Raw genomic sequence first — 19,555 nt, 5'->3', positions numbered from 1 at the left:
GACCGTGTGTTCCCGAATCCTCCCATGCCGCGCGGGCGCGCCGTCGCCCTGTCCGCCCTCCGGACCCGCGTCAGCCGAGGGCGCGCAGGCCCGCCTCGCGCATGGCGGCGAGCACCGGGCGCGTCTCGCCCGTGAACTGCTCGAACTGGAAGACCGCCTGGTGCACGAGGAGGTCGAGGCCGCTGAGCACGGCGCCGCCGCGCTGCTCCCAGGCCGCCGCGAGCGGTGTCGGCCAGGGGTCGTAGACCACGTCGAACAGCGTGCCCACGCGCGCGGGCAGCCGGTCCGTGAGGTGGTCGGTGCCGCCCTTGGGTGTCGTGGAGATCACGAGCGGCGCCTCGAACGCCTCCGCCGCGTCGGCCCAGTCGGCGGTGCGCACCGCGACGCCGAGCCGCTCGCCCCAGCCGCGCATCTCCTCCGCCCGCCGCTCACTGCGTACGTAGGCGACGACCTCGCCGGAGCAGATCCGGGAGAGCGCGGCGAGCGCGGAGGACGCGGTGGCGCCCGCGCCCAGGACCGCGGCCCGGTCGGTCTTGTCGACACCGGCCTCGTGGAGCGCGGCCACGAGCCCGGGGATGTCGGTGTTGTCGCCGGTCCTGCGCCCGTCGGCGTGGAACACGACGGTGTTCACGGCCTCGACGGACGCCGCCGTGTCGGTGATGCCGTCCAGCAACGGGATGACGGCCCGCTTGAGCGGCATGGTCAGCGAGAGCCCGGCCCACTCGGGCCCGAGCCCGGCGAAGAACTCCGCGATCCCCGCCTCGTCGACGTCGAAGCGGCCGTACGTCCAGTCGGCCAGGCCGAGCGCCTCGTACGCGGCGGTGTGCAGCTGCGGGGAGAGGGAGTGGGCGATGGGCGATCCGAGGACGGCTGCCTTGCGCGGGTCAGTTGTTCTGGCTGGCATTGAACTTGTCCAAGAGTTTCTGGAACTCGGCATGGGTCTTCGCGAACTCCGTCTTCTCCATGCCGTCCGTGGCCACGAAGTACATCCAGCCGTCCTTCGTCGGGCTGAGTGTCGCGGCGAAGGCCTCGTCGCCCGGGTTGTCGATCGGTCCCGGCGGCAGGCCCTTGTTCGTATAGGTGTTGTACGGGTCCTTGTCCTTGTTGATCTCGGACGTCCCGATATTGATCTTGCTCTGCTTCCTCAGGTAGTTGTACGTCGAGTCGAACTGCAGGAGCTGGTTGGTCTCCGTGTTCGTCGGCTTGAGGCGGTTGTAGACCACCTCGGCCATGCGGCGGAAGTCGTCATGGGTCTTGCCCTCGGCCTGGACGAGGCTCGCCACGGTGAGGACCTGCCAGGGGCTCTCGAGGCCGAGGCTCTCGGCCTTCCCCTCCAGATCCAGCTTCTGGTACCGGTCATTGGCCTGCTCGACCATCTGCTTCAGCACTTCCTCGGGCTTCATGCCCTTGGCGGCCGCGTAGCTCGACGGGAAGAGGAAACCTTCGAGCGGGTCCTTCACGTCGGAGTGGTTGAGCGCCCAGTCGGGCAGGCCGAGGCTCTTGTAGTCGCTCTTGGCGACCTTAGCCGTGGTGCCCTTGGCCAGCTTGAGCTTCTCGTCGATCTTCTCGTAGACGACGACGTTGCGCGTGCCCTCGGGGATCGTCAGGTTCGCCCGGCCCTGCGGGCTGAGCATCAGGTCGACCGCGCTCGCCGCCGACATCTCCTTCTGCAGCTGATAGGCGCCGGCCTGGATCGTCTGGCCCTTGGGGTCGGCCGACTGAGCGGCGACGAAGGCGTCGACACTGCGCACGACGCCCGCGTCCTTGAGCGCCTGGCCGATGGCGTAGCCGCCCGCGCCCTTGGGGATGACGACGCTGATCGACTCGCCGTTGCCCTCGCCCGCGTAGTCCGGGGCCGCGCCGAAACGGTCCTGGTAGAACTGGTAGCCGAAGTAGCCGACACCGCCGACACCGGCCGCGAAAACCACCGTCAGGACGAGGCAGGCGCAGCCGCTGCGGCGCTTCTTCGGCTTCTTCTCACCGCGCCCCCGGCGCTCGCCCCGGCTCTCCGCTTCGTCGTCCTCGTCGCCGCCGCCACTGAAGAACGCGTGTTCGCCCTGGTCGGGGCCCGCGTCCCACTCCGTCTCCTCCGGTGCGGCCTCGGGCGCGCGGCGGCGGCCCGGCGGTTCGGGCGGGGGGTAGGCGCCGGGGGTGTCGGGGTAGTCGGGGTAGCCGGGCTGTTCTCCGGCGAAGGCGGCGCTACGCCCGGTGTTGTAGGGGTCCGTCGGGTCGGCGACGTACGGGGTCTGGCCCTGCGCGGCGGTGGGGTCCCAGCCGCCCTGCTGTTGCTGCCCGCCGTACGCCTGCTGTCCGTAGCCGGGGTCCTGGCCGTACCCCTGGTCCTGCCCGTAGCCCTGGTCCTGCGGGTAGCCGTATCCGGCGTCGTGGCCGTAGCCCTGGGGCTGCGGGTACCCGGCGTCCTGGCCGTAGCCGGACTGCTGGCCCTGCTGTCCGTGCTGCCCCGTCGCCCAGTCGCCTTCGTACGGCTGCTGCTGCGGCTGCTGCGGGTCGTAACCGCCCTGGCCGCCGTAGGCAGGCTGGCCGTGTTCGGCCTGCTGCCCCCACCCCTGGTCCCCGTACAGGGGATCCTCGGGGTGCCACGGTTCGGAGCCCTGGCCCCGGCCATACTCAGTCATCGATCCCCTACATGCCGCGAGGCGGGGGAATCCATGTCCGATCCTGAGTTCGATCGGTCACGAGGGAAACCGTTCCGCCTCTTGCTGCTGTGCGGCAGCTGTTCGAACGCCGCCGCTCGCGCGGAACGTTACCGTATCGCGATCAGACAACCACTTCGACGCCCTCGCCCGGAGCAGTTCCTGACGCCCGTTCGGACTCCAGTGCCTGCTGCAGGATGATGACCGCGGCCGCCTGATCGATGACAGAGCGGCCTTTCCTGGACTTCACGCCCGAGGCGCGCAGCCCCTGGCTCGCGGTCACTGTGGTCATCCTCTCGTCGACAAGTCGTACGGGGATGGGTGCGATGCCGCGTGCGAGCTCCGCCGTGAAGGCGCGGACCTTGGTGGCCGCCGGGCCCTCGCCCCCCTTGAGGGAGCGCGGCAGGCCGACGACGACCTCGATCGGCTCGTACTCCTCGACGAGCGCGCGCAGCCGCCGGTGGGCGGCCGGGACGTCACGCCCCGGCACCGTCTCGACGGGTGTGGCGAGGATCCCGTCGGGGTCGCAGGACGCGACCCCGATCCGGGCGTCCCCGACGTCGATCGCCAACCGGCGGCCTCTGCGCATCAGTTGGCCGTCTCCGCGACGAGGCGCTCGACCGCGTCGATGGCGTCACCGATCGCGGCCGCGTTCTGCCCGCCGCCCTGGGCGACGTCCGGCTTGCCGCCGCCACCGCCGCCGAGCGTCTTGGCGGCGGTGCGGACCAGGTCACCGGCCTTGAGGCCACGGTCGCGCGCGGCGTCGTTGGTGGCGATGACCGTCAGCGGCTTGCCGTTGACCGTGGTGAACAGGGCGACGACGACGGCGCGGCCGCCCTGGATGCGGCCCCGCACGTCGAGGACCAGCTTGCGCAGGTCGTCGGCGGAGGTGCCGTCCGGGACCTGGCCTGTGACGAGCGCGACACCGCGGACGTCCTTGGCGGAGTCGGCGAGCCCGCCCGCGGCCTGGAGGACCTTCTCCGCGCGGAACTTCTCGATCTCCTTCTCGGCGTCCTTCAGCTTGCCGAGCATCGCGGAGATCTTCTCCGGCAGCTCCTCGCTGCGGCCCTTGACCAGCTCCTGGAGCTGAGCGACGACCGTGTGCTCCTTGGCGAGGAAGTTGTACGCGTCGACGCCGACCAGCGCCTCGATGCGGCGCACGCCGGAGCCGATCGACGACTCGCCGAGCAGCTTGACCAGGCCGAGCTGGGCCGTGTTGTGCACGTGCGTGCCACCGCACAGCTCCTTGGAGAAGTCGCCGATGGTCACGACGCGGACCCGCTCGCCGTACTTCTCGCCGAACTCGGCGATGGCGCCCTGCTTCTTGGCGTCGTCGATCGACATGACCTCGGCCTGCACGTCGAGCTCGCGGGTCAGGACCTCGTTGATCTTCTGCTCGACGTCCGTCATCACGGCCGTGGGCACGGCGGACGGCGAACCGAAGTCGAAGCGGAAACGGCCCGGCTGGTTCTCCGAACCGGCCTGGGCGGCCGTCGGGCCGAGCGCGTCGCGCAGCGCCTGGTGGGTGAGGTGCGTGGCGGAGTGGGCGCGGGCGATGGCCCGGCGCCGGGTCACGTCGATGACGGCCTGGGCGGAGGCGCCCACGGTCACCTCGCCGACCTGCACGACGCCCTTGTGCACGTAGACGCCGGGGACCGGCTTCTGGCAGTCGCGGACCTCGATGACCGCGCCGCTGTCGAGCTTGATGCGGCCGGTGTCACCGATCTGGCCGCCGCCCTCGGCGTAGAAGGGGGTGCGGTCGAGGACGACCTCGACCTCGTCGCCCTCGGTGGCGGCGGGCGAGGAGACGCCGTTCACCAGCAGGCCGACGATGGTGGACTCGCCGCTCGTCGAGGAGTAGCCGATGAAGTCCGTGGCACCGGCGGCGTCCGCGATCTCGCGGTAGGCGCCCATGTCGGCGTGGCCGGTCTTCTTGGCCTGCGCGTCGGCCTTGGCGCGCTCGCGCTGCTCCTTCATCAGGCGCCGGAAGCCGTCCTCGTCCACGGAGAGGCCCTGTTCGGCGGCCATCTCCAGGGTGAGGTCGATCGGGAAGCCCCAGGTGTCGTGGAGCAGGAACGCCTGGTCACCGGCGAGGACCGTCCTGCCCGCGGCCTTCGTCTCGGAGACGGCGGTGTCGAGGATGTTCGTGCCGCCCTTGAGCGCCTTGAGGAACGCGGCCTCCTCGGCGAGGGCGACGGTCTCGATGCGCTTGCGGTCGGTGACGAGCTCCGGGTACTGCTGACCCATCGTGTCGATGACGACGCCGATCAGGTCGTTCACGACCGGGCCCGTGGCGCCGAGGATGCGCATGTTGCGGATGGCGCGGCGCATGATGCGGCGCAGCACGTAGCCACGGCCCTCGTTGCCCGGCGTCACGCCGTCGCCGATGAGCATGGCGGAGGTGCGGATGTGGTCGGCGACCACGCGCAGCGAGACGTCCGAGTCGTGCTTGTCGCCGTAGCGGACACCGGTCAGCTCGGTGGCCTTGTCCATGACGACGCGCAGGGTGTCGGTCTCGTACATGTTCTGTACGCCCTGGAGGATCATGGCGAGACGTTCGAGGCCGAGACCCGTGTCGATGTTCTGCGACGGCAGGTCGCCGAGGATCTCGAAGTCGTCCTTGCCGGTGCCCGGGCCGCGCTCGTACTGCATGAAGACCAGGTTCCAGATCTCCACGTACCGCTCGTCGTTGACGGCGGGGCCGCCCTCGGCGCCGAACTCGGGGCCGCGGTCGTAGTTGATCTCGGAGCAGGGTCCGCAGGGGCCGGGGACGCCCATGGACCAGAAGTTGTCCTTCTTGCCCAGGCGCTGGATGCGCTCCTTGGGCACGCCGACGACCTCGTGCCAGATGCGCTCGGCCTCGTCGTCGTCCAGGTAGACGGTGATCCAGAGCTTCTCCGGCTCCAGGCCGTAACCACCCTTGTCCTGGTCCGTGGTGAGCAGCTCCCAGGCGTACTTGATGGCGCCTTCCTTGAAGTAGTCGCCGAAGGAGAAGTTGCCGCACATCTGGAAGAAGGTGCCGTGCCGGGTCGTCTTGCCGACCTCTTCGATGTCCGGCGTACGCACGCACTTCTGCACGCTGGTGGCGCGCGGCGCGGGCGGCTTGACCTCACCGAGGAAGTACGGCTTGAAGGGGACCATGCCCGCCGGGACGAGCAGCAGAGTCGGGTCGTCCGCGATGAGCGACGCCGAGGGCACGACCTTGTGGCCACGCTCCTCGAAGAAGCTCAGCCAGCGGCGACGGATTTCTGCCGACTCCATCAGTGGTCCTCATTCCGGTTGGTGTAGTGCGTGTTCTCTAGGTGTTTGGGGGCTGCCCCGGCGCGCTTGTCGAGGATCGTGAAGCGGCGCTCGGGCAGTTCGTCGGCGGCCGGCCCGGTCAGGCCGAGCGCGTCGCCGAGTTCGGCCTCGCGGTCGGCCATGTTGGCGCGGACGTCGAGCGCGAAGTCCTTGAGCCGGTGACCGGCGTCGACCGCCTTGTTGGCCGCCTGGACGGCGAGGCTCTCCGGCGACAGCTGCTTGAGCTTGCGGTTGACCTTGGTGGTGGCCCACACACCGGCGGCGGCGCCCGTGGTGAACCAGAACGTACGACGGAACATCGCTCGGGTCAGTCCCTCTTATTCCGGTCGGCCCGCCGGGAACGGCGCGCCCCGGGTACCGGGCGCCCCACGATCACGGTGCGGCGGGCCTGCTTGACGGGGGCGTCCTTGGTGCGCCCCCCGATGGCCCGGCGTACCCCGTATCCGAACGCGGCCACCTTCACGAGCGGACCGCCGAAGGTGGAGGCCACGGTGGAGGAGAGCGCCGACGCGTTCGACGTGACCTCCTGGACGTCCGAGGCGATGGCGTCGACGCGGTCGATCTGGGTCTGCGCCGAGCGCACCGCGGTGGAGGCGTCGGCGAGCAGCGGGACGGCCTGGTCGGTCACGTCCGCGACCAGCTTGGTGGTCGCCCTGAGCGTCTGGGCCAGTCTCGCGAGGGCCACCGCGAGGAAGGAGACCAGGATCGCCCAGAAGACGGCCACCAGGATCCCGGCCACCTCTCCACCGGACACTCGGCACCGCTCCCTAGTCGTCAGTCGTCAGTCGTCATCAGTCGTCGAACAGTCATCGTCATCGAAAGTCGTCCCCCGAGCCTATCGCGCCCCGCGCCGCACTCCGTACCGCATTCCGGCGGCGCCCGGGGCCGTTTCAGCAGATGCGATTGTACGGAACGCGTACGGATGGGTACGCTCCGTACCTCATGCGACGCCTTCCGCGCCCCGACGACCTGTCCGCCGCGCCTCCGCGCCCCGGCAATCTGCCTCCCGAGATGAACCGATTCGTCGGCCGCGCGGCCGAACTCGGCGCCCTGCGAGGGACCTTGGAGGCCGCGCGCCTGGTGACGGTGACCGGCGCGGGCGGTGTCGGAAAGTCCCGCTTCGCCGCGCATGTCGCGGCCCGGACGCCCGCGAGACTGCGCGAGGACGGCGTGTGGCGCGTCGAACTGGCCGCGGTCCGCGACCCCGACCTGGTCGAGTACACGCTCGTCGAGGCGCTCGGCCTCACCGACCACACCACCCGGGCGCCGCGCCGCGTCCTCGTCGACCACCTCGCCGAGCGCCGCCTCCTGCTCGTCCTCGACGGCCACGAACATCTCGTGGACGCCTGCGCCTCGCTCGTACGGGATCTGCTGCGGGCCGCGCCGGGGCTCCGGGTCCTCGCGGTGGGCCGCAGGCCGCTGTCGCTGGAGGGCGAGCGCCTGTTCCCGCTGGCGCCGCTGACGTCGCAGGACGCGGTGGAGCTGTTCGCGGACCGGGCGCGGGCCCTGCTGCCCGGCTTCACCCTGGACGACGGACAGCGCGCCGACGTCCTGGAGGTGTGCCTGCGCCTGGACTGCCTGCCGCTCGCGGTGGAGCTGGCGGCCGGGCGGCTCAGGGCGCTCTCCCCCGCGCAGCTGATGGAGCGGCTCGACGACCGGTTCCGGCTGCTCACGGGCGGCGTCCGGGACGCGCTGCCCCGCCACCAGACGCTGCGCACCGCGATCGGCTGGAGCCACGAGCTGTGCACGGCGCAGGAGCGGCTGCTGTGGGCGCGGCTCTCCGTCTTCGCCGGGCAGTTCGACCTGGAGGCGGCCGAGTACATCTGCTCCGGCGAGGGCCTGCCCGCGGAAACGGTCCTGGACGCGCTGCACGAGCTGCTCACCCAGTCCGTGGTGATCCGCGAGGAGTCGCGGGCCGGGGTGCGCTACCGGATGCTCGACACCGTCCGCGCCTACGGCGCCGAGTGGCTGGAGCAGATCGGCGACGCGGGCCGGATGCGCCGCCGCCACCGCGACTGGTACCTGGGCCTCGCCACCTGGTGCGAACTGGACTGGTTCTCGCCCCGGCAGAGCGAGGTCGCGGCCCGCGTCGACGTGGAGCTGCCGAACCTGCGGGCGGCCCTGGAGTTCTGCCTCACCGAACCCGGCGAGACGCATCTGGGCCAGTACCTGGCGAGCACGCTCTGGTTCTACTGGGCGGGCTGCGGGCGGCTCATGGAGGGCCGGCACTGGCTGGACCGCAGCATCGAACTGGACGACCCGGTCGACGGCGAGGACGTCCCGGACTACGGCCCGTCCCGCCTCAAAGCGCTGTGGGTGCTCGGTTACGTAGCCGTCCTCCAGGGCGACACCGTGCCCGCGCTCGCGGCACTCCAGGAATGCCACGACGAGGCGGAGCTCCGCGGTGACCCCACGGCGCTCGCCTACGCGATGCACCGCACCGGCTGCCTCGCACTGATCTCGGACGACCTGCCGCGCGCCGAACAGCTGCTTCGGACGGCGCTCGCCAGCTACCGCGAGATCGGCGAGCTGAACAGCAATGTGCTGATGGGCCAGGTCGAGCTGGCGATGGCGCTGGCGTTCCAGGGCGATCTGGAGCAGGCCGTGGCGCTGTGCGAGGACGTCCGGCAGGTGTGCACGGACCACGGCGAGCGCTGGACTCTGTCGTACGCGCTCTACGTCCTGGCCTACGAGGCGTGGCACAAGAGCGATCTGTCACGTGCGCGCCGGCTCCTCGAGGAGTGCCTGGCCATCGACCACGAGTTCCACGACCTGCTCGGCACGGTGCTCTCGATGGAGCTGCTCGCGCTGGTCACCCTGGCCGAGGGCGACGCGGCGGAGGCGGCGGTGCTGCAGGGCGCCGCAGGCGGGATCTGGCCGTCGGTCGGGCTCCCGCTGTTCGGCTCGGACCACTACAACGAGCCGCACCGGCTGTGCGAGACCCGGGCCCGCGCGGCGCTCGGCGACGTCCGCTTCGACGAGCTGGCGCGGGCGGGCGAGCGCCTCGGCCACGACGAGGCCGTGGCCCGCGCGCTCGGCCAGGGAGAGCACAAGCGGCTCCCGGCGACGGTGCGGCCCGCACTCGCGAAGGTCCTGGAAAAGCGAGAACCCGTCGCCTCCCCGTACGTGAACGACGGGGAGGCGACGGGCTGAAACGCAGGGTGAGCTACGTCCGCCGGTCGGTCAGCGGGCGTAGTACTCGACGACGAGCTGCTCGTCGCAGATCACGGGGATCTCCTTGCGGTTCGGGTCACGGTCCAGGCGGAAGGCCAGGGCCTTCAGGTTCACCTGGAGGTAACGCGGGGTCTCGCCGTCGGCGGCGAAGCCACCCTCACGCGCGACCTGGAACAGCGGCTTCTCGCGGCTGCGCTCACGGACCATCACGACGTCGTCGGGACGGACGCGGAACGACGGCTTGTCGACCTTGCCACCGTTGACCTCGATGTGGCCGTGGACGACCATCTGACGGGCCTGGTAGATCGTGCGGGCGATGCCCGAACGAAGGACCAGGGCGTCCAGACGACGCTCGAGCTCGATGACCAGGGCCTCGCCGGTCTTGCCCTCGGCCTTCTTGGCGCGGTCGTAGGCGCGGGCCATCTGCTTCTCGCTGATGTCGTACTGCGCGCGCAGACGCTGCTTCTCGAGCAGACGGACCTTGTAGTCCGAGTTCTGCTTGCGGCCGCGGCCGTGCTCACCCGGCGGGTAGGGGCGGGCCTCGAAGTACTTGACGGCCTTCGGGGTCAGCGCGATGCCGAGGGCACGCGACTTCTTGACCTTGGGGCGGGACTGGTTCGTCATGAACCAAACACCTCATGTTTCTGATGCGAATACGGCTTCACCAGGGTTCGGGGAGGTCGCATCCGCAGTCCGGGAAACCCTTCACGTCACAAGGACGGGCAAGGCAGCCGCTCCCGGGGCTGGGCACATACGTGCAGCACGCGAGTGGCCCACCGACCTGTCCCCGGAAGCCGGGAGGGTGGTGGGCTGCCCGCGACACCTTCGACGGTGCGCGACGCTCCTGGATCCCCTTGCCTGACGGTGTGGGGGACCCGGCTGCATGCCCCGCTCTGGTGGTGCCGGTCTCCCTTTCGGGACACCGGGCGCGGGACGCAGCACTTCGGGGAAGTCTACCGGATGGCGCGGGGCCGGATCACCGAGCACCGGATCACGGAGCGCTGGATCACGGAGCGCTTAATCACTGAGCACTGGATCACATCGCTCATCCGCTCAACTCGCCGCGCAGCCGCTCCCTGACCCGCTCCACCACGTCCGCGTACCGCGCCTCCGCCCCGTACCGCGTCGGCTCGTAGTAGCGCCGTCCGGCGATGGCGTCCGGGGCGTACTGCTGGGCCGCGATGCCGCCGGGCACGTCGTGCGGGTACACGTAGCCCTGCGCGTGGCCGAGCTTGGCGGCGCCCTTGTAGTGGCCGTCGCGCAGGTGCGGCGGGACCGGGCCGGCGAGCCCCTTGCGGACGTCCTCCATGGCGGCGCCGATCGCGGTCGTCGCCGCGTTGGACTTCGGGGCCAGGGCGAGGGCGATGGTGGCGTGGCTCAGGGTGAGGGCGGCCTCGGGGAAGCCGATCATGGCGACGGCCTGCGCGGCGGCCACGGCCGTGGGCAGCGCCGTCGGGTCGGCGAGGCCGATGTCCTCGCTGGCGGAGATCATGAGGCGGCGGGCGATGAAGCGCGGGTCCTCGCCGGCCTCGATCATGCGGGCCAGGTAGTGCAGGGCCGCGTCCACGTCCGAGCCGCGGATCGACTTGATCAGGGCGCTCGCCACGTCGTAGTGCTGGTCGCCGTCGCGGTCGTACTTCACGGCCGCGCGGTTGACCGTCTCCTCGACGCTCTCCAGGGTGATCGACGTCTCACCCTTGTCGAGGGCGGCACCGGCCGCCGCCTCCAGGGCGGTCAGCGCGCGGCGCGCGTCCCCGCCCGCGACCCGCAGCAGGTGTTCCCCGGCGTCCTCGTCGAGCTCGAGGGCCTCGCCGAGGCCGCGCTCGTCGGTGAGCGCGCGGGCGAGCAGACCTCGCAGGTCGTCGTCGGTGAGCGGTTCCAGCGTGAGCAGGAGGGAACGGGACAGGAGCGGGGAGATCACCGAGAAGTACGGGTTCTCCGTCGTCGCCGCGATCAGGGTGACCCAGCGGTTCTCCACGGCGGGCAGCAGCGAGTCCTGCTGGGCCTTGCTGAAGCGGTGGATCTCGTCGAGGAAGAGGACGGTCTCCTTGCCGTGGCCGCCCATCGCGCGCCGGGCGCCCTCGATGACGGCGCGGACCTCCTTGACGCCCGCGGTGATCGCGGACAGCTCCACGAACCGCTTGTTGGTGGCCTTGGAGACGACGTAGGCCAGGGTCGTCTTGCCGGTGCCCGGCGGGCCCCACAGGATCACCGACGACACCCCGGCCGGGCCGGAGCCGCCCTCGCCGACCAGGCGGCGCAGCGGCGAGCCCTGCTTCAGCAGGTGCTGCTGGCCGACGACCTCGTCGAGGGTGCGCGGGCGCATCCGGACGGCCAGGGGGCTCGCGGACGGGTCCTTCTCCTGGCGGTCTTCGGCTGCGGCGGTGAACAGGTCGGGCTCCACGACATAAAACCCTATGTCACGCCACTGACAACCCGGCGAGGAGCGTCAGGCCCAGAGGCTGTCGCCCCAGCGCGTGAGAATCAGGACGGCGATGATGCCGACGTGCACGACGGGCAGCGCCCACGTGAAGTCCGTGAAGAACGACTTGAGCCAGCGCGGGGCCGGCAGGAAGTCGTTGCGGATGTTGAGCGACGTGACGTACCAGAACATCAGGATCGTGGCGACCCAGGCGAGCGAGCACCACAGGCACAGCGCGTTGATCCGGTACAGGGACTGGAACTGCAGCCAGGTGACGAAGCCGACACCGAAGAGGCAGCCCGCGTTGAAAGTCAGCCAGTACCAGCGCGGGAAGCGGGCCCCGGCGAGCAGGCTCATGCCGACGCAGATCACGATGGCGTAGGTGACCAGGCCGAGCATCGGGTTCGGGAAGCCGAAGACCGACGCCTGGTCGCTCTTCATGATGGAGCCGCAGGAGATGACCGGGTTGATGGAGCAGCCCGGCGTGAAGTTCGGGTCCTCGAGGAGCTTGAACTTGTCGAGCGTGATGACCCACGCGGCGAGCACGCCCGCCGCCCCGGTGATCACCAGGAGCAGCGCGAGGGCGCGGCTGCCGCCGACCGGGCGCGGGGCGGCCCCGGCGGCGCTGTCGTGGGAGACGCTGTCGCTTGCTGTCGCGGTCCTGGTCGTCTTGCTCATCACGCCGATCCGTAGGTGAGGGGTGGCCTCGGGCAGGGTCATTGTGCCGTACGGGCGCCGCTGTTCACCGTTCGATCGGCATAAGCACCGGCTGTGAGCGCCGGTACGGGAGCGGGGTCCGGGGCGCACCCCCGGCCCCCGCCCTCATGCGCTTCAGCCGAGCTTGCCCTTGAGCACGGCCACGATCTCGTCGACCGCGACCGCGCTCTGCTCGCCCGACTCCATGTCCTTGAGCTGGACGACGCCCTCGGTGAGATCCCGCTCACCGGCGACGAGCGTGTAGCGGGCGCCCGAGCGGTTGGCGTTCTTCATGGCGCCCTTGAGCCCCTTGCCGCCGAACGAGAAGTCCGCCGAGACGCCCGCCTTGCGGAGCTCGGTGACCTTGGTGAACAGCACGCGCCGCGCCTCGTCCCCGAGCGGCACCGCGAAGACGCTGGTGGTGGCGGGCAGTTCCAGCTCGATGCCCTCCGCCTCCAGGGCGAGGACGGTGCGGTCCACGCCGAGCGCCCAGCCGACGGACGGCAGCGACGGGCCGCCGATCATCTCGGAGAGTCCGTCGTAGCGGCCGCCGCCGCCCACCGCGGACTGCGAGCCGAGCCCGTCGTGGACGAACTCGAAGGTCGTACGGGTGTAGTAGTCCAGGCCGCGGACGAGCTTCTCGTCGTCCTCGAAGGCGACGCCCTCGGCGAGCAGCAGCTCACGCACCTGCTCGTGGTACGCCTTGCAGGCGTCGCACAGGTAGTCGCGCAGCGAGGGCGCGCCCACGAGCTGCTTCTGCACGTCGGCCCGCTTGTCGTCAAGGACGCGCAGCGGGTTGATGTCGGCGCGGCGCAGCGTCTCCTCGTCGAGGTCGAGGCCGCGCAGGAAGTCCTGGAGGGCGGCCCGGTAGACGGGACGGCACTCCTTGTCGCCCAGCGAGTTCAGCAGGATGCGGAAGCCGCTGAGGCCGAGCGAGCGGTACGCCTGGTCGGCCAGGATGATCAGCTCGGCGTCGAGCGCCGGGTCCTCCGCGCCGATCGCCTCGGCGCCGACCTGCGAGAAGTGGCGGTAACGGCCCTTCTGCGGGCGCTCGTAGCGGTAGTACGAGCCCGAGTACCAGAGCTTGACAGGCAAATTGCCCGCCTTGTGCAGGTTGGCCTCCAGGGCCGCGCGCAGCACGGACGCGGTGCCCTCGGGGCGCAGGGCGAGCTTGTCGCCGCCCTTGGTCTCGAAGGCGTACATCTCCTTGGTGACGATGTCGGTGGACTCACCGACGCCGCGGGCGAACAGCTCGACGTTCTCAAAGCCGGGCGTCTCGATGTAGCCGTAGCCGGAGTTGCGCAGCGGCCCGGAGATCGCCTCGCGCACCGCGAGGTACTTCGCGGAGTCCGGCGGGATCAGGTCGTACGTGCCCTTGGGGGCCTGAAAGGTGCTCACGGGAGGTCTTCTCGTCACATTCCTCGTCGGGGAGCCTCGGTCGAGGGTCCCTGGCCGGCGGCCACCTGCCGCAGATACGGGTTGGTGGCGCGCTCCTGGCCGATGGTGGTCTGGGAGCCGTGCCCGGAGAGGACCACGGTCGAGTCGTCGAGCGGCAGGCACACGCGGGCCAGCGATTCGAGCATGTCGTCCATGGAGCCACCGGGCAGGTCGGTGCGTCCGACGGAGCCGGCGAAGAGCAGGTCGCCCGAGAAGAACACCGGAGGGATCTCCGCGGTCTCGGGCATCCTGAACGCCACCGACCCCTTGGTATGGCCGGGCGCGTGCGCGACGGTGAGCTCGAGCCCGGCGAGCTCGAGCGCCGCGCCGTCGGTCAGCTCCCGTACGTCGTCGGGCTCCCCCACGGTCAGCTCGCCCATCAGCGGCATGCCGATGGAGCGGCCGATGCCCGCCTCCGGGTCGCTCATCATGTAGCGGTCCGCGGGGTGGATCCACGCGGGGACGTCGTGCGCCCCGCAGACCGGGACGACCGAGGCGACGTGGTCGATGTGGCCGTGGGTGAGGACCACCGCGACCGGCTTGAGCCGGTGCTTCCTGAGCGCTTCCTCGACGCCCTGGGCCGCCTGGTGGCCCGGGTCGATGATCACGCACTCCTCTCCCGCGGCGGGGGCGACCAGGTAACAGTTGGTGCCCCAGGCCCCTGCGGGGAACCCGGCAATCAGCACGATCGTCCTTCGTATGTCGGCGGAAACCACGGAATGCGGCAGATCAGAGACTACCGGCGCTGCCGATTCCACAGCGAACCCATATACGGTACGGGGCACCAACCGATGGCCCGGCCCGAGACAGACACGGTCACGAGACGTACGAGGAGAACACCCGGTGGTCACCAAGGATCAGCGGCAGCGCCAGCTCGCCCGGGAGAAGTTCCTGCGCCAGCAGCAGCGGCGCGAGACCGCGCGACGCAAGGCGCGCACCCGCAACACCGTGATCGCAGCGGTGCTCGCGGTGGCCGTGCTGGGCACGGGTGGCGCGTACGCCGCCGGAGCCTTCAAGAGCGACGGCGAGAAGACGACCGCGGACTCCGCGCCGAGCGCGAGCCCGTCGCCGTCGAAGGCGCCGGACCCGTGCGAGAAGCCCGCCGAGGGCAAGGCGAAGACGGCGACCTGGAAGAAGGAGCCGGCGGTGTCCATCGACAAGTCGGCGAAGTACACGATGAAGCTCGCGACGACCTGCGGCGACATCGGCATCGACCTGAAGGCGTCGGCCGCCCCGCACACGGTGAACTCGTTCAACTACCTGGCGGAGAAGGGCTTCTTCGACCACACCAAGTGCCACCGCCTGACCACCGAGGGCATCTACGTCCTGCAGTGCGGCGACCCGACCGGCACCGGCCAGGGCGGCCCCGGCTACACGATCCCGGACGAGAACCTGAAGGACGCCTCGCTGAAGAAGGCGGAGAAGTCCCAGGGCACGCAGCTGTACACGTTCCCCGCGGGCACCGTCGCGATGGCGAACACCGGGCAGAAGCACACCGGCGGCAGCCAGTTCTTCCTCGTCTACAAGGACAGCAAGCTCCCTGCCACGTACACCCCGTTCGGCACGATCTCCGACTCCGGGATGAAGGTCCTCGACAAGATCGCCAAGGCGGGTGCGCAGCCGGCCGACCAGACCACCGGCAACACCGCGCCGAACGCGACCGTGGTGATCGACAAGGGGACCGTGACCAAGTCCTGACCTGCCAGCGGCCAAAGTTCGGTCGCGCGGGATGCGGACAGCCGCCCCGCCGGTCGCCTATGTTGGCGGGGACGAAACTGTGGACGATGCCCGGGGGCCCGCGAGACCTCCGCAGGCATCATGTGGAGGAGGCGCTGTGAGCAGCGACCCGTGGGGCCGCGTCGACGAGACGGGGACCGTGTACGTGCGTTCGGCCGACGGTAGTGAGCGAGTCGTCGGCTCGTGGCAGGCAGGCTCTCCTGACGAGGCGCTGGCCTACTTCAAGCGCAAGTACGACGGCCTGGTCGTCGAGATCGGGCTCCTCGAGCGCCGGGTGCAGACGACCGACCTGTCGGCCAAGGACGCCACCGCCGCGATCGAGCACCTGCGGGATCAGGTCACGGACGCGCACGCGGTCGGCGACCTGGACTCGCTGGGCAAGCGGCTCGACAAGCTGGTGGAGTCGGTCGAGGCGCGCCGCGAGGAGCGCAAGGTCCAGAAGGCCAAGCAGTCCGACGAGGCGCGGCACGCCAAGGAGGAGCTGGTCACCGAGGCCGAGCAGCTGGCCCAGTCCGAGCAGTGGCGGGCGGCCGGCGAGCGGCTGCGCGCCCTGGTCGACATCTGGAAGGGCCTGCCGCGTCTCGACCGCAAGTCGGACGACGAACTGTGGCACCGCTTCTCGCACGCCCGGTCGGCGTTCTCCAAGCGCCGCAAGGCGCACTTCGCGTCGCTCGACGCGCAGCGCGAGGAGGCCCGCAAGGCCAAGGAGCAGCTGGTCACCGAGGCCGAGGCGCTGTCGAACTCGCAGGACTGGGGCGCCACGGCGGCCCGGTACCGCGAGCTGATGACGGACTGGAAGGCGGCGGGCCGGGCCCAGCGCGAGCACGAGGACGACCTGTGGAACCGCTTCCGCGGCGCCCAGGACGTGTTCTTCGCGGCGCGCAGCTCGGTGTTCGCCGAGCGCGACGCCGAGCAGGGCGAGAACCTCAAGCTCAAGGAGGAGCTGGCCGCCGAGGCGGAGAAGCTCCTGCCGGTCGGCGACCTGAAGTCGGCCCGCGCCGCGTTCCGCTCGATCAATGAGCGCTGGGAGGCCATCGGCCACGTACCGCGCGATGCCCGGCCGAAGGTCGAGGGGCGGATGCACGCCGTGGAGCGGGCCCTCCAGGAGTCGGAGGAGACGGAGTGGCGCCGGACGAACCCGGAGGCACGCGCGCGTGCGGCGGGTCTGACCGGTCAGCTCCAGGCCGCTGTCGACAAGCTCTCCGGGCAGATCGAGCAGGCTCGCGCGCAGGGCAACAACGCCAAGGCCGACAAGTTGCAGCGTGAGCTCGACGGGCGCCAGGCGCTGCTGGACTCGGCGCTCAAGGGGCTCCAGGAGTTCGGCGGCTGAATTCTTGGCCGTACGTGAGAGGGCCCGGGCTTCATCAGCCCGGGCCCTCTCACGTACGCCTCAGCGTCTGCCTTGATCCGGCGTCGCGCGTCCGACGGTCATGGTCCGCCCTCGCGCAGTTCCCCGCGCCCCTGAGACCGGACAATGTCGGCCGCAGGCCCGCGACCGGACCGTTACGGCCGCCTGGCCGAGGTCACTCGGTAGACGTCGTAGACGCCCTCCACGCCCCTGACCGCCTTCAGGACGTGGCCCAAGTGCTTCGGGTCGCCCATCTCGAACGTGAAGCGCGAGGTGGCCACCCGGTCGCGGGACGTCTGGACCGCCGCCGACAGGATGTTGACGTGCTGGTCCGAGAGGACGCGGGTCACGTCGGACAGGAGGCGCGAGCGGTCCAGGGCCTCCACCTGGATGGCGACCAGGAAGACCGAGGACTGGGTCGGTGCCCATTCGACGTCGAGGATGCGCTCGGGCTCGCGGGAGAGCGAGTCCACGTTGACGCAGTCGCTGCGGTGGACCGAGACGCCGCTGCCGCGTGTGACGAAGCCGATGACGGGGTCGCCGGGCACGGGCGTACAGCAGCGCGCCAGCTTCACCCAGACGTCGTCGACGCCCTTGACCACCACGCCCGGATCGGCGTTCGAGCGGCGCTTGGAGCGGCCGCGCGAGGGCGGTGCGCTCTCGGCGATGTCCTCGTTGGCCGCCTCCTCGCCACCGAGCGCCTGGACGAGCTTCTGCACGACGGACTGAGCCGTGACATGCCCCTCGCCGATCGCCGCGTACAGCGACGAGATGTCGGGGTAGCGCATCTCGTGCGCGAGCGTGACCAGGGAGTCGCCGGTCAGGATGCGCTGGATCGGCAGGTTCTGCTTGCGCATCGCGCGCGCGATGGCGTCCTTTCCCTGCTCGATCGCCTCGTCGCGGCGCTCCTTGGAGAACCAGGCGCGGATCTTGTTGCGCGCGCGGGGCGACTTGACGAAGCCCAGCCAGTCACGGGACGGGCCCGCGCCCGCCGCCTTGGAGGTGAAGACCTCCACCAGGTCGCCGTTGTCCAGGGTCGATTCGAGAGGGACGAGGCGGCCGTTGACCCGCGCTCCTATGGTGCGGTGGCCGACCTCGGTGTGGACCGCGTACGAGAAGTCGACCGGGGTCGCGCCCGCCGGGAGCGCTATGACGTCGCCCTTCGGCGTGAACACGAACACCTCGTTGCGCGACAGGTCGAAGCGCAGGGACTCCAGGAACTCGCCCGGGTCCTCGGTCTCCTTCTGCCAGTCGAGGAGCTGGCGCAGCCACGCCATGTCGTTGAGGTGGTCGTCCTTGCCGGTGGTGCGGGGCGCGTCACTGCGCACCTTGGAGGCACCGGCGACGGCCTCCTGCTTGTACTTCCAGTGCGCGGCGATGCCGTACTCGGCGCGGCGGTGCATGTCGAACGTACGGATCTGCAGCTCTACGGGCTTGCCGTTCGGGCCGATGACCGTCGTGTGCAGCGACTGGTACATGTTGAACTTGGGCATCGCGATGTAGTCCTTGAACCGCCCCGGAACCGGGTTCCAGCGGGCGTGGACGGTGCCCAGTGCCGCATAGCAGTCGCGGACAGTGTCGACAAGTACCCGAATTCCCACCAGGTCGTAGATCTCCGCGAAGTCACGGCCGCGGACGATCATCTTCTGGTAGACGCTGTAGTAGTGCTTCGGGCGGCCGGTGACGGTGGCCTTGATGCGGGCCGCGCGCAGGTCGCTCTGCACCTCGTCGGTGACTATGGCCAGGTACTCGTCGCGCTTGGGCGCGCGCTCGGCCACGAGCCGGACGATCTCGTCGTACATCTTGGGGTAGAGGATCGCGAAGGCGAGGTCCTCCAGCTCCCACTTGATGGTGTTCATGCCCAGGCGGTGGGCGAGCGGCGCGTAGATCTCCAGGGTCTCGCGCGCCTTCTTCTCCTGCTTCTCGCGCTTGAGGTACCGCATGGTGCGCATGTTGTGCAGGCGGTCGGCCAGCTTGATGACCAGGACGCGCGGGTCCTTGGCCATGGCGACGACCATCTTGCGCACGGTCTCGGCCTGCGCGGCCTCACCGAACTTGACCTTGTCGAGCTTGGTCACGCCGTCGACGAGGAGGGCGACCTGGTCGCCGAAGTCGCGGCGGAGGGTGTCCAGGCCGTACTCGGTGTCCTCGACGGTGTCGTGCAGGAGCCCGGCCATCAGGGTCGCCGGGTCCATGCCCAGCTCGGCCAGGATCGTCGTCACGGCGAGCGGGTGCGTGATGTACGGGTCGCCGCTCTTGCGCTTCTGGCCGCGGTGCCAGCGCTCGGCGACCTGGTAGGCGCGCTCGATCTGGCGCAGCGTCGACGTCTCGATCTTTGGATCGTTGCCGCGCACTATCCGCAGCAAGGGCTCCAGGACCGGGTTGTACGGGTTCGAGCGCTGCACGCCGAGGCGGGCGAGGCGGGCGCGGACGCGGTTGGAGGAGCCGGAGCGGGCCGCCGGCTGGTTCCCGGCGGCGCGGATCGGGGGCGGCGTGGCACGCGTGTGCTCCGAAGAGGGCCTGGAACGTGGCTGCTCGGCCGCCTTGCCGTTCCCGGAGCCCGCGGGCTTCGCGGGGCTCTGCCCGTTCTTCGCGGGCGTGGCGGAGGGCGCCGCGGCCGGATCTGCGGGCTGGTCGGGCTTGGCGGCGGTGAGTGGCTTGGCCTCGTCTGGCAACGGCGCTCCTCGTGCGCGACGGGTCCCCGTGCAGGTCCCGGAACGTCCATGGTATCGATCCGGCGGCCGGAGGTCGTATTTGGCCAGGGGGACGCCTGTGTACTGGGAAAAC

15 protein-coding genes are annotated in these 19,555 nt (G+C 70.4%); 3 read left to right on the top strand and 12 right to left on the bottom strand.

The genetic code is table 11. The features are described 5' to 3' along the window. Window positions 1-70: 70 nt before the first annotated feature. The 6 genes from ACH4RC_RS23320 to ACH4RC_RS23295 form a co-directional block, all read right to left on the bottom strand. Window positions 71-904, bottom strand: a complete 834-nt coding sequence (locus ACH4RC_RS23320) for a shikimate dehydrogenase (protein ID WP_398204023.1) — start codon at window positions 902-904, stop codon at window positions 71-73. Next, window positions 885-2,636: an endolytic transglycosylase MltG gene (gene mltG, locus ACH4RC_RS23315; RefSeq protein ID WP_398204020.1), complete on the bottom strand. Its 1,752-nt coding sequence runs from the start codon at window positions 2,634-2,636 to the stop codon at window positions 885-887. The genes ACH4RC_RS23320 and mltG overlap by 20 nt, the downstream gene beginning before the upstream one ends. A 142-nt stretch (window positions 2,637-2,778) precedes the next feature. Continuing rightward, window positions 2,779-3,243, bottom strand: coding sequence for a Holliday junction resolvase RuvX (gene ruvX, locus ACH4RC_RS23310; protein WP_398204017.1), 465 nt, complete (start codon window positions 3,241-3,243; stop codon window positions 2,779-2,781). Next, window positions 3,243-5,915 carry an alanine--tRNA ligase gene (alaS, locus tag ACH4RC_RS23305; protein WP_398204014.1) on the bottom strand — a complete coding sequence of 891 codons (2,673 nt, stop codon included), beginning with the start codon at window positions 5,913-5,915 and terminating at the stop codon, window positions 3,243-3,245. The genes ruvX and alaS overlap by 1 nt, the downstream gene beginning before the upstream one ends. Beyond that, window positions 5,915-6,253, bottom strand: a complete 339-nt coding sequence (locus tag ACH4RC_RS23300) for a DUF6167 family protein (protein WP_398204011.1) — start codon at window positions 6,251-6,253, stop codon at window positions 5,915-5,917. The genes alaS and ACH4RC_RS23300 overlap by 1 nt, the downstream gene beginning before the upstream one ends. Window positions 6,254-6,261: 8 nt before the next feature. After that, window positions 6,262-6,708 (bottom strand): DUF948 domain-containing protein, encoded by a 447-nt coding sequence (locus tag ACH4RC_RS23295; protein ID WP_398204008.1) that lies wholly within the window; start codon window positions 6,706-6,708, stop codon window positions 6,262-6,264. Window positions 6,709-6,896: 188 nt separating this feature from the next. Here ACH4RC_RS23295 and ACH4RC_RS23290 point away from each other — a divergent pair, with 188 nt between their 5' ends. Continuing rightward, window positions 6,897-9,107, top strand: coding sequence for an ATP-binding protein (locus ACH4RC_RS23290; RefSeq protein ID WP_398204005.1), 2,211 nt, complete (start codon window positions 6,897-6,899; stop codon window positions 9,105-9,107). A 30-nt stretch (window positions 9,108-9,137) separates the two neighbouring features. On the opposite strand, the gene rpsD is transcribed toward ACH4RC_RS23290, so the two are convergent. The 5 genes from rpsD to ACH4RC_RS23265 form a co-directional block, all read right to left on the bottom strand. Beyond that, complete coding sequence (gene rpsD / locus ACH4RC_RS23285) at window positions 9,138-9,752, bottom strand: 30S ribosomal protein S4 (protein ID WP_394435526.1); 615 nt, start codon at window positions 9,750-9,752, stop codon at window positions 9,138-9,140. A gap of 421 nt (window positions 9,753-10,173) precedes the next feature. Continuing rightward, window positions 10,174-11,532 (bottom strand): replication-associated recombination protein A, encoded by a 1,359-nt coding sequence (locus ACH4RC_RS23280; protein ID WP_398204002.1) that lies wholly within the window; start codon window positions 11,530-11,532, stop codon window positions 10,174-10,176. 45 nt (window positions 11,533-11,577) lie between these two features. Beyond that, window positions 11,578-12,228 (bottom strand): vitamin K epoxide reductase family protein, encoded by a 651-nt coding sequence (locus ACH4RC_RS23275; protein WP_398203999.1) that lies wholly within the window; start codon window positions 12,226-12,228, stop codon window positions 11,578-11,580. Window positions 12,229-12,381: 153 nt separating this feature from the next. Beyond that, window positions 12,382-13,644 (bottom strand): histidine--tRNA ligase, encoded by a 1,263-nt coding sequence (gene hisS, locus ACH4RC_RS23270; RefSeq protein ID WP_398203997.1) that lies wholly within the window; start codon window positions 13,642-13,644, stop codon window positions 12,382-12,384. A 14-nt stretch (window positions 13,645-13,658) separates the two neighbouring features. Further along, entirely contained in the window at window positions 13,659-14,369 is a 711-nt protein-coding gene (locus ACH4RC_RS23265; protein ID WP_398203994.1) for an MBL fold metallo-hydrolase, read from the bottom strand. A gap of 157 nt (window positions 14,370-14,526) precedes the next feature. Between ACH4RC_RS23265 and ACH4RC_RS23260 the strand changes: the two genes are divergently transcribed. Next, complete coding sequence (locus tag ACH4RC_RS23260) at window positions 14,527-15,381, top strand: peptidylprolyl isomerase (protein ID WP_398203991.1); 855 nt, start codon at window positions 14,527-14,529, stop codon at window positions 15,379-15,381. Window positions 15,382-15,517: 136 nt separating this feature from the next. After that, window positions 15,518-16,750, top strand: coding sequence for a DUF349 domain-containing protein (locus ACH4RC_RS23255; protein WP_398203989.1), 1,233 nt, complete (start codon window positions 15,518-15,520; stop codon window positions 16,748-16,750). Window positions 16,751-16,923: 173 nt separating this feature from the next. Here ACH4RC_RS23255 and ACH4RC_RS23250 read toward each other — a convergent pair whose 3' ends face one another. Beyond that, entirely contained in the window at window positions 16,924-19,443 is a 2,520-nt protein-coding gene (locus ACH4RC_RS23250; RefSeq protein ID WP_398203986.1) for a RelA/SpoT family protein, read from the bottom strand. Window positions 19,444-19,555: the final 112 nt, after the last annotated feature.

The sequence above is a fragment of the Streptomyces sp. NPDC016845 genome (genome assembly GCF_044332585.1).
Taxonomy (GTDB): domain Bacteria; phylum Actinomycetota; class Actinomycetes; order Streptomycetales; family Streptomycetaceae; genus Streptomyces.
The sequence above is the reverse complement of the archived record's forward strand: the minus strand, read 5'-3'. Positions and strand labels throughout refer to the sequence as shown.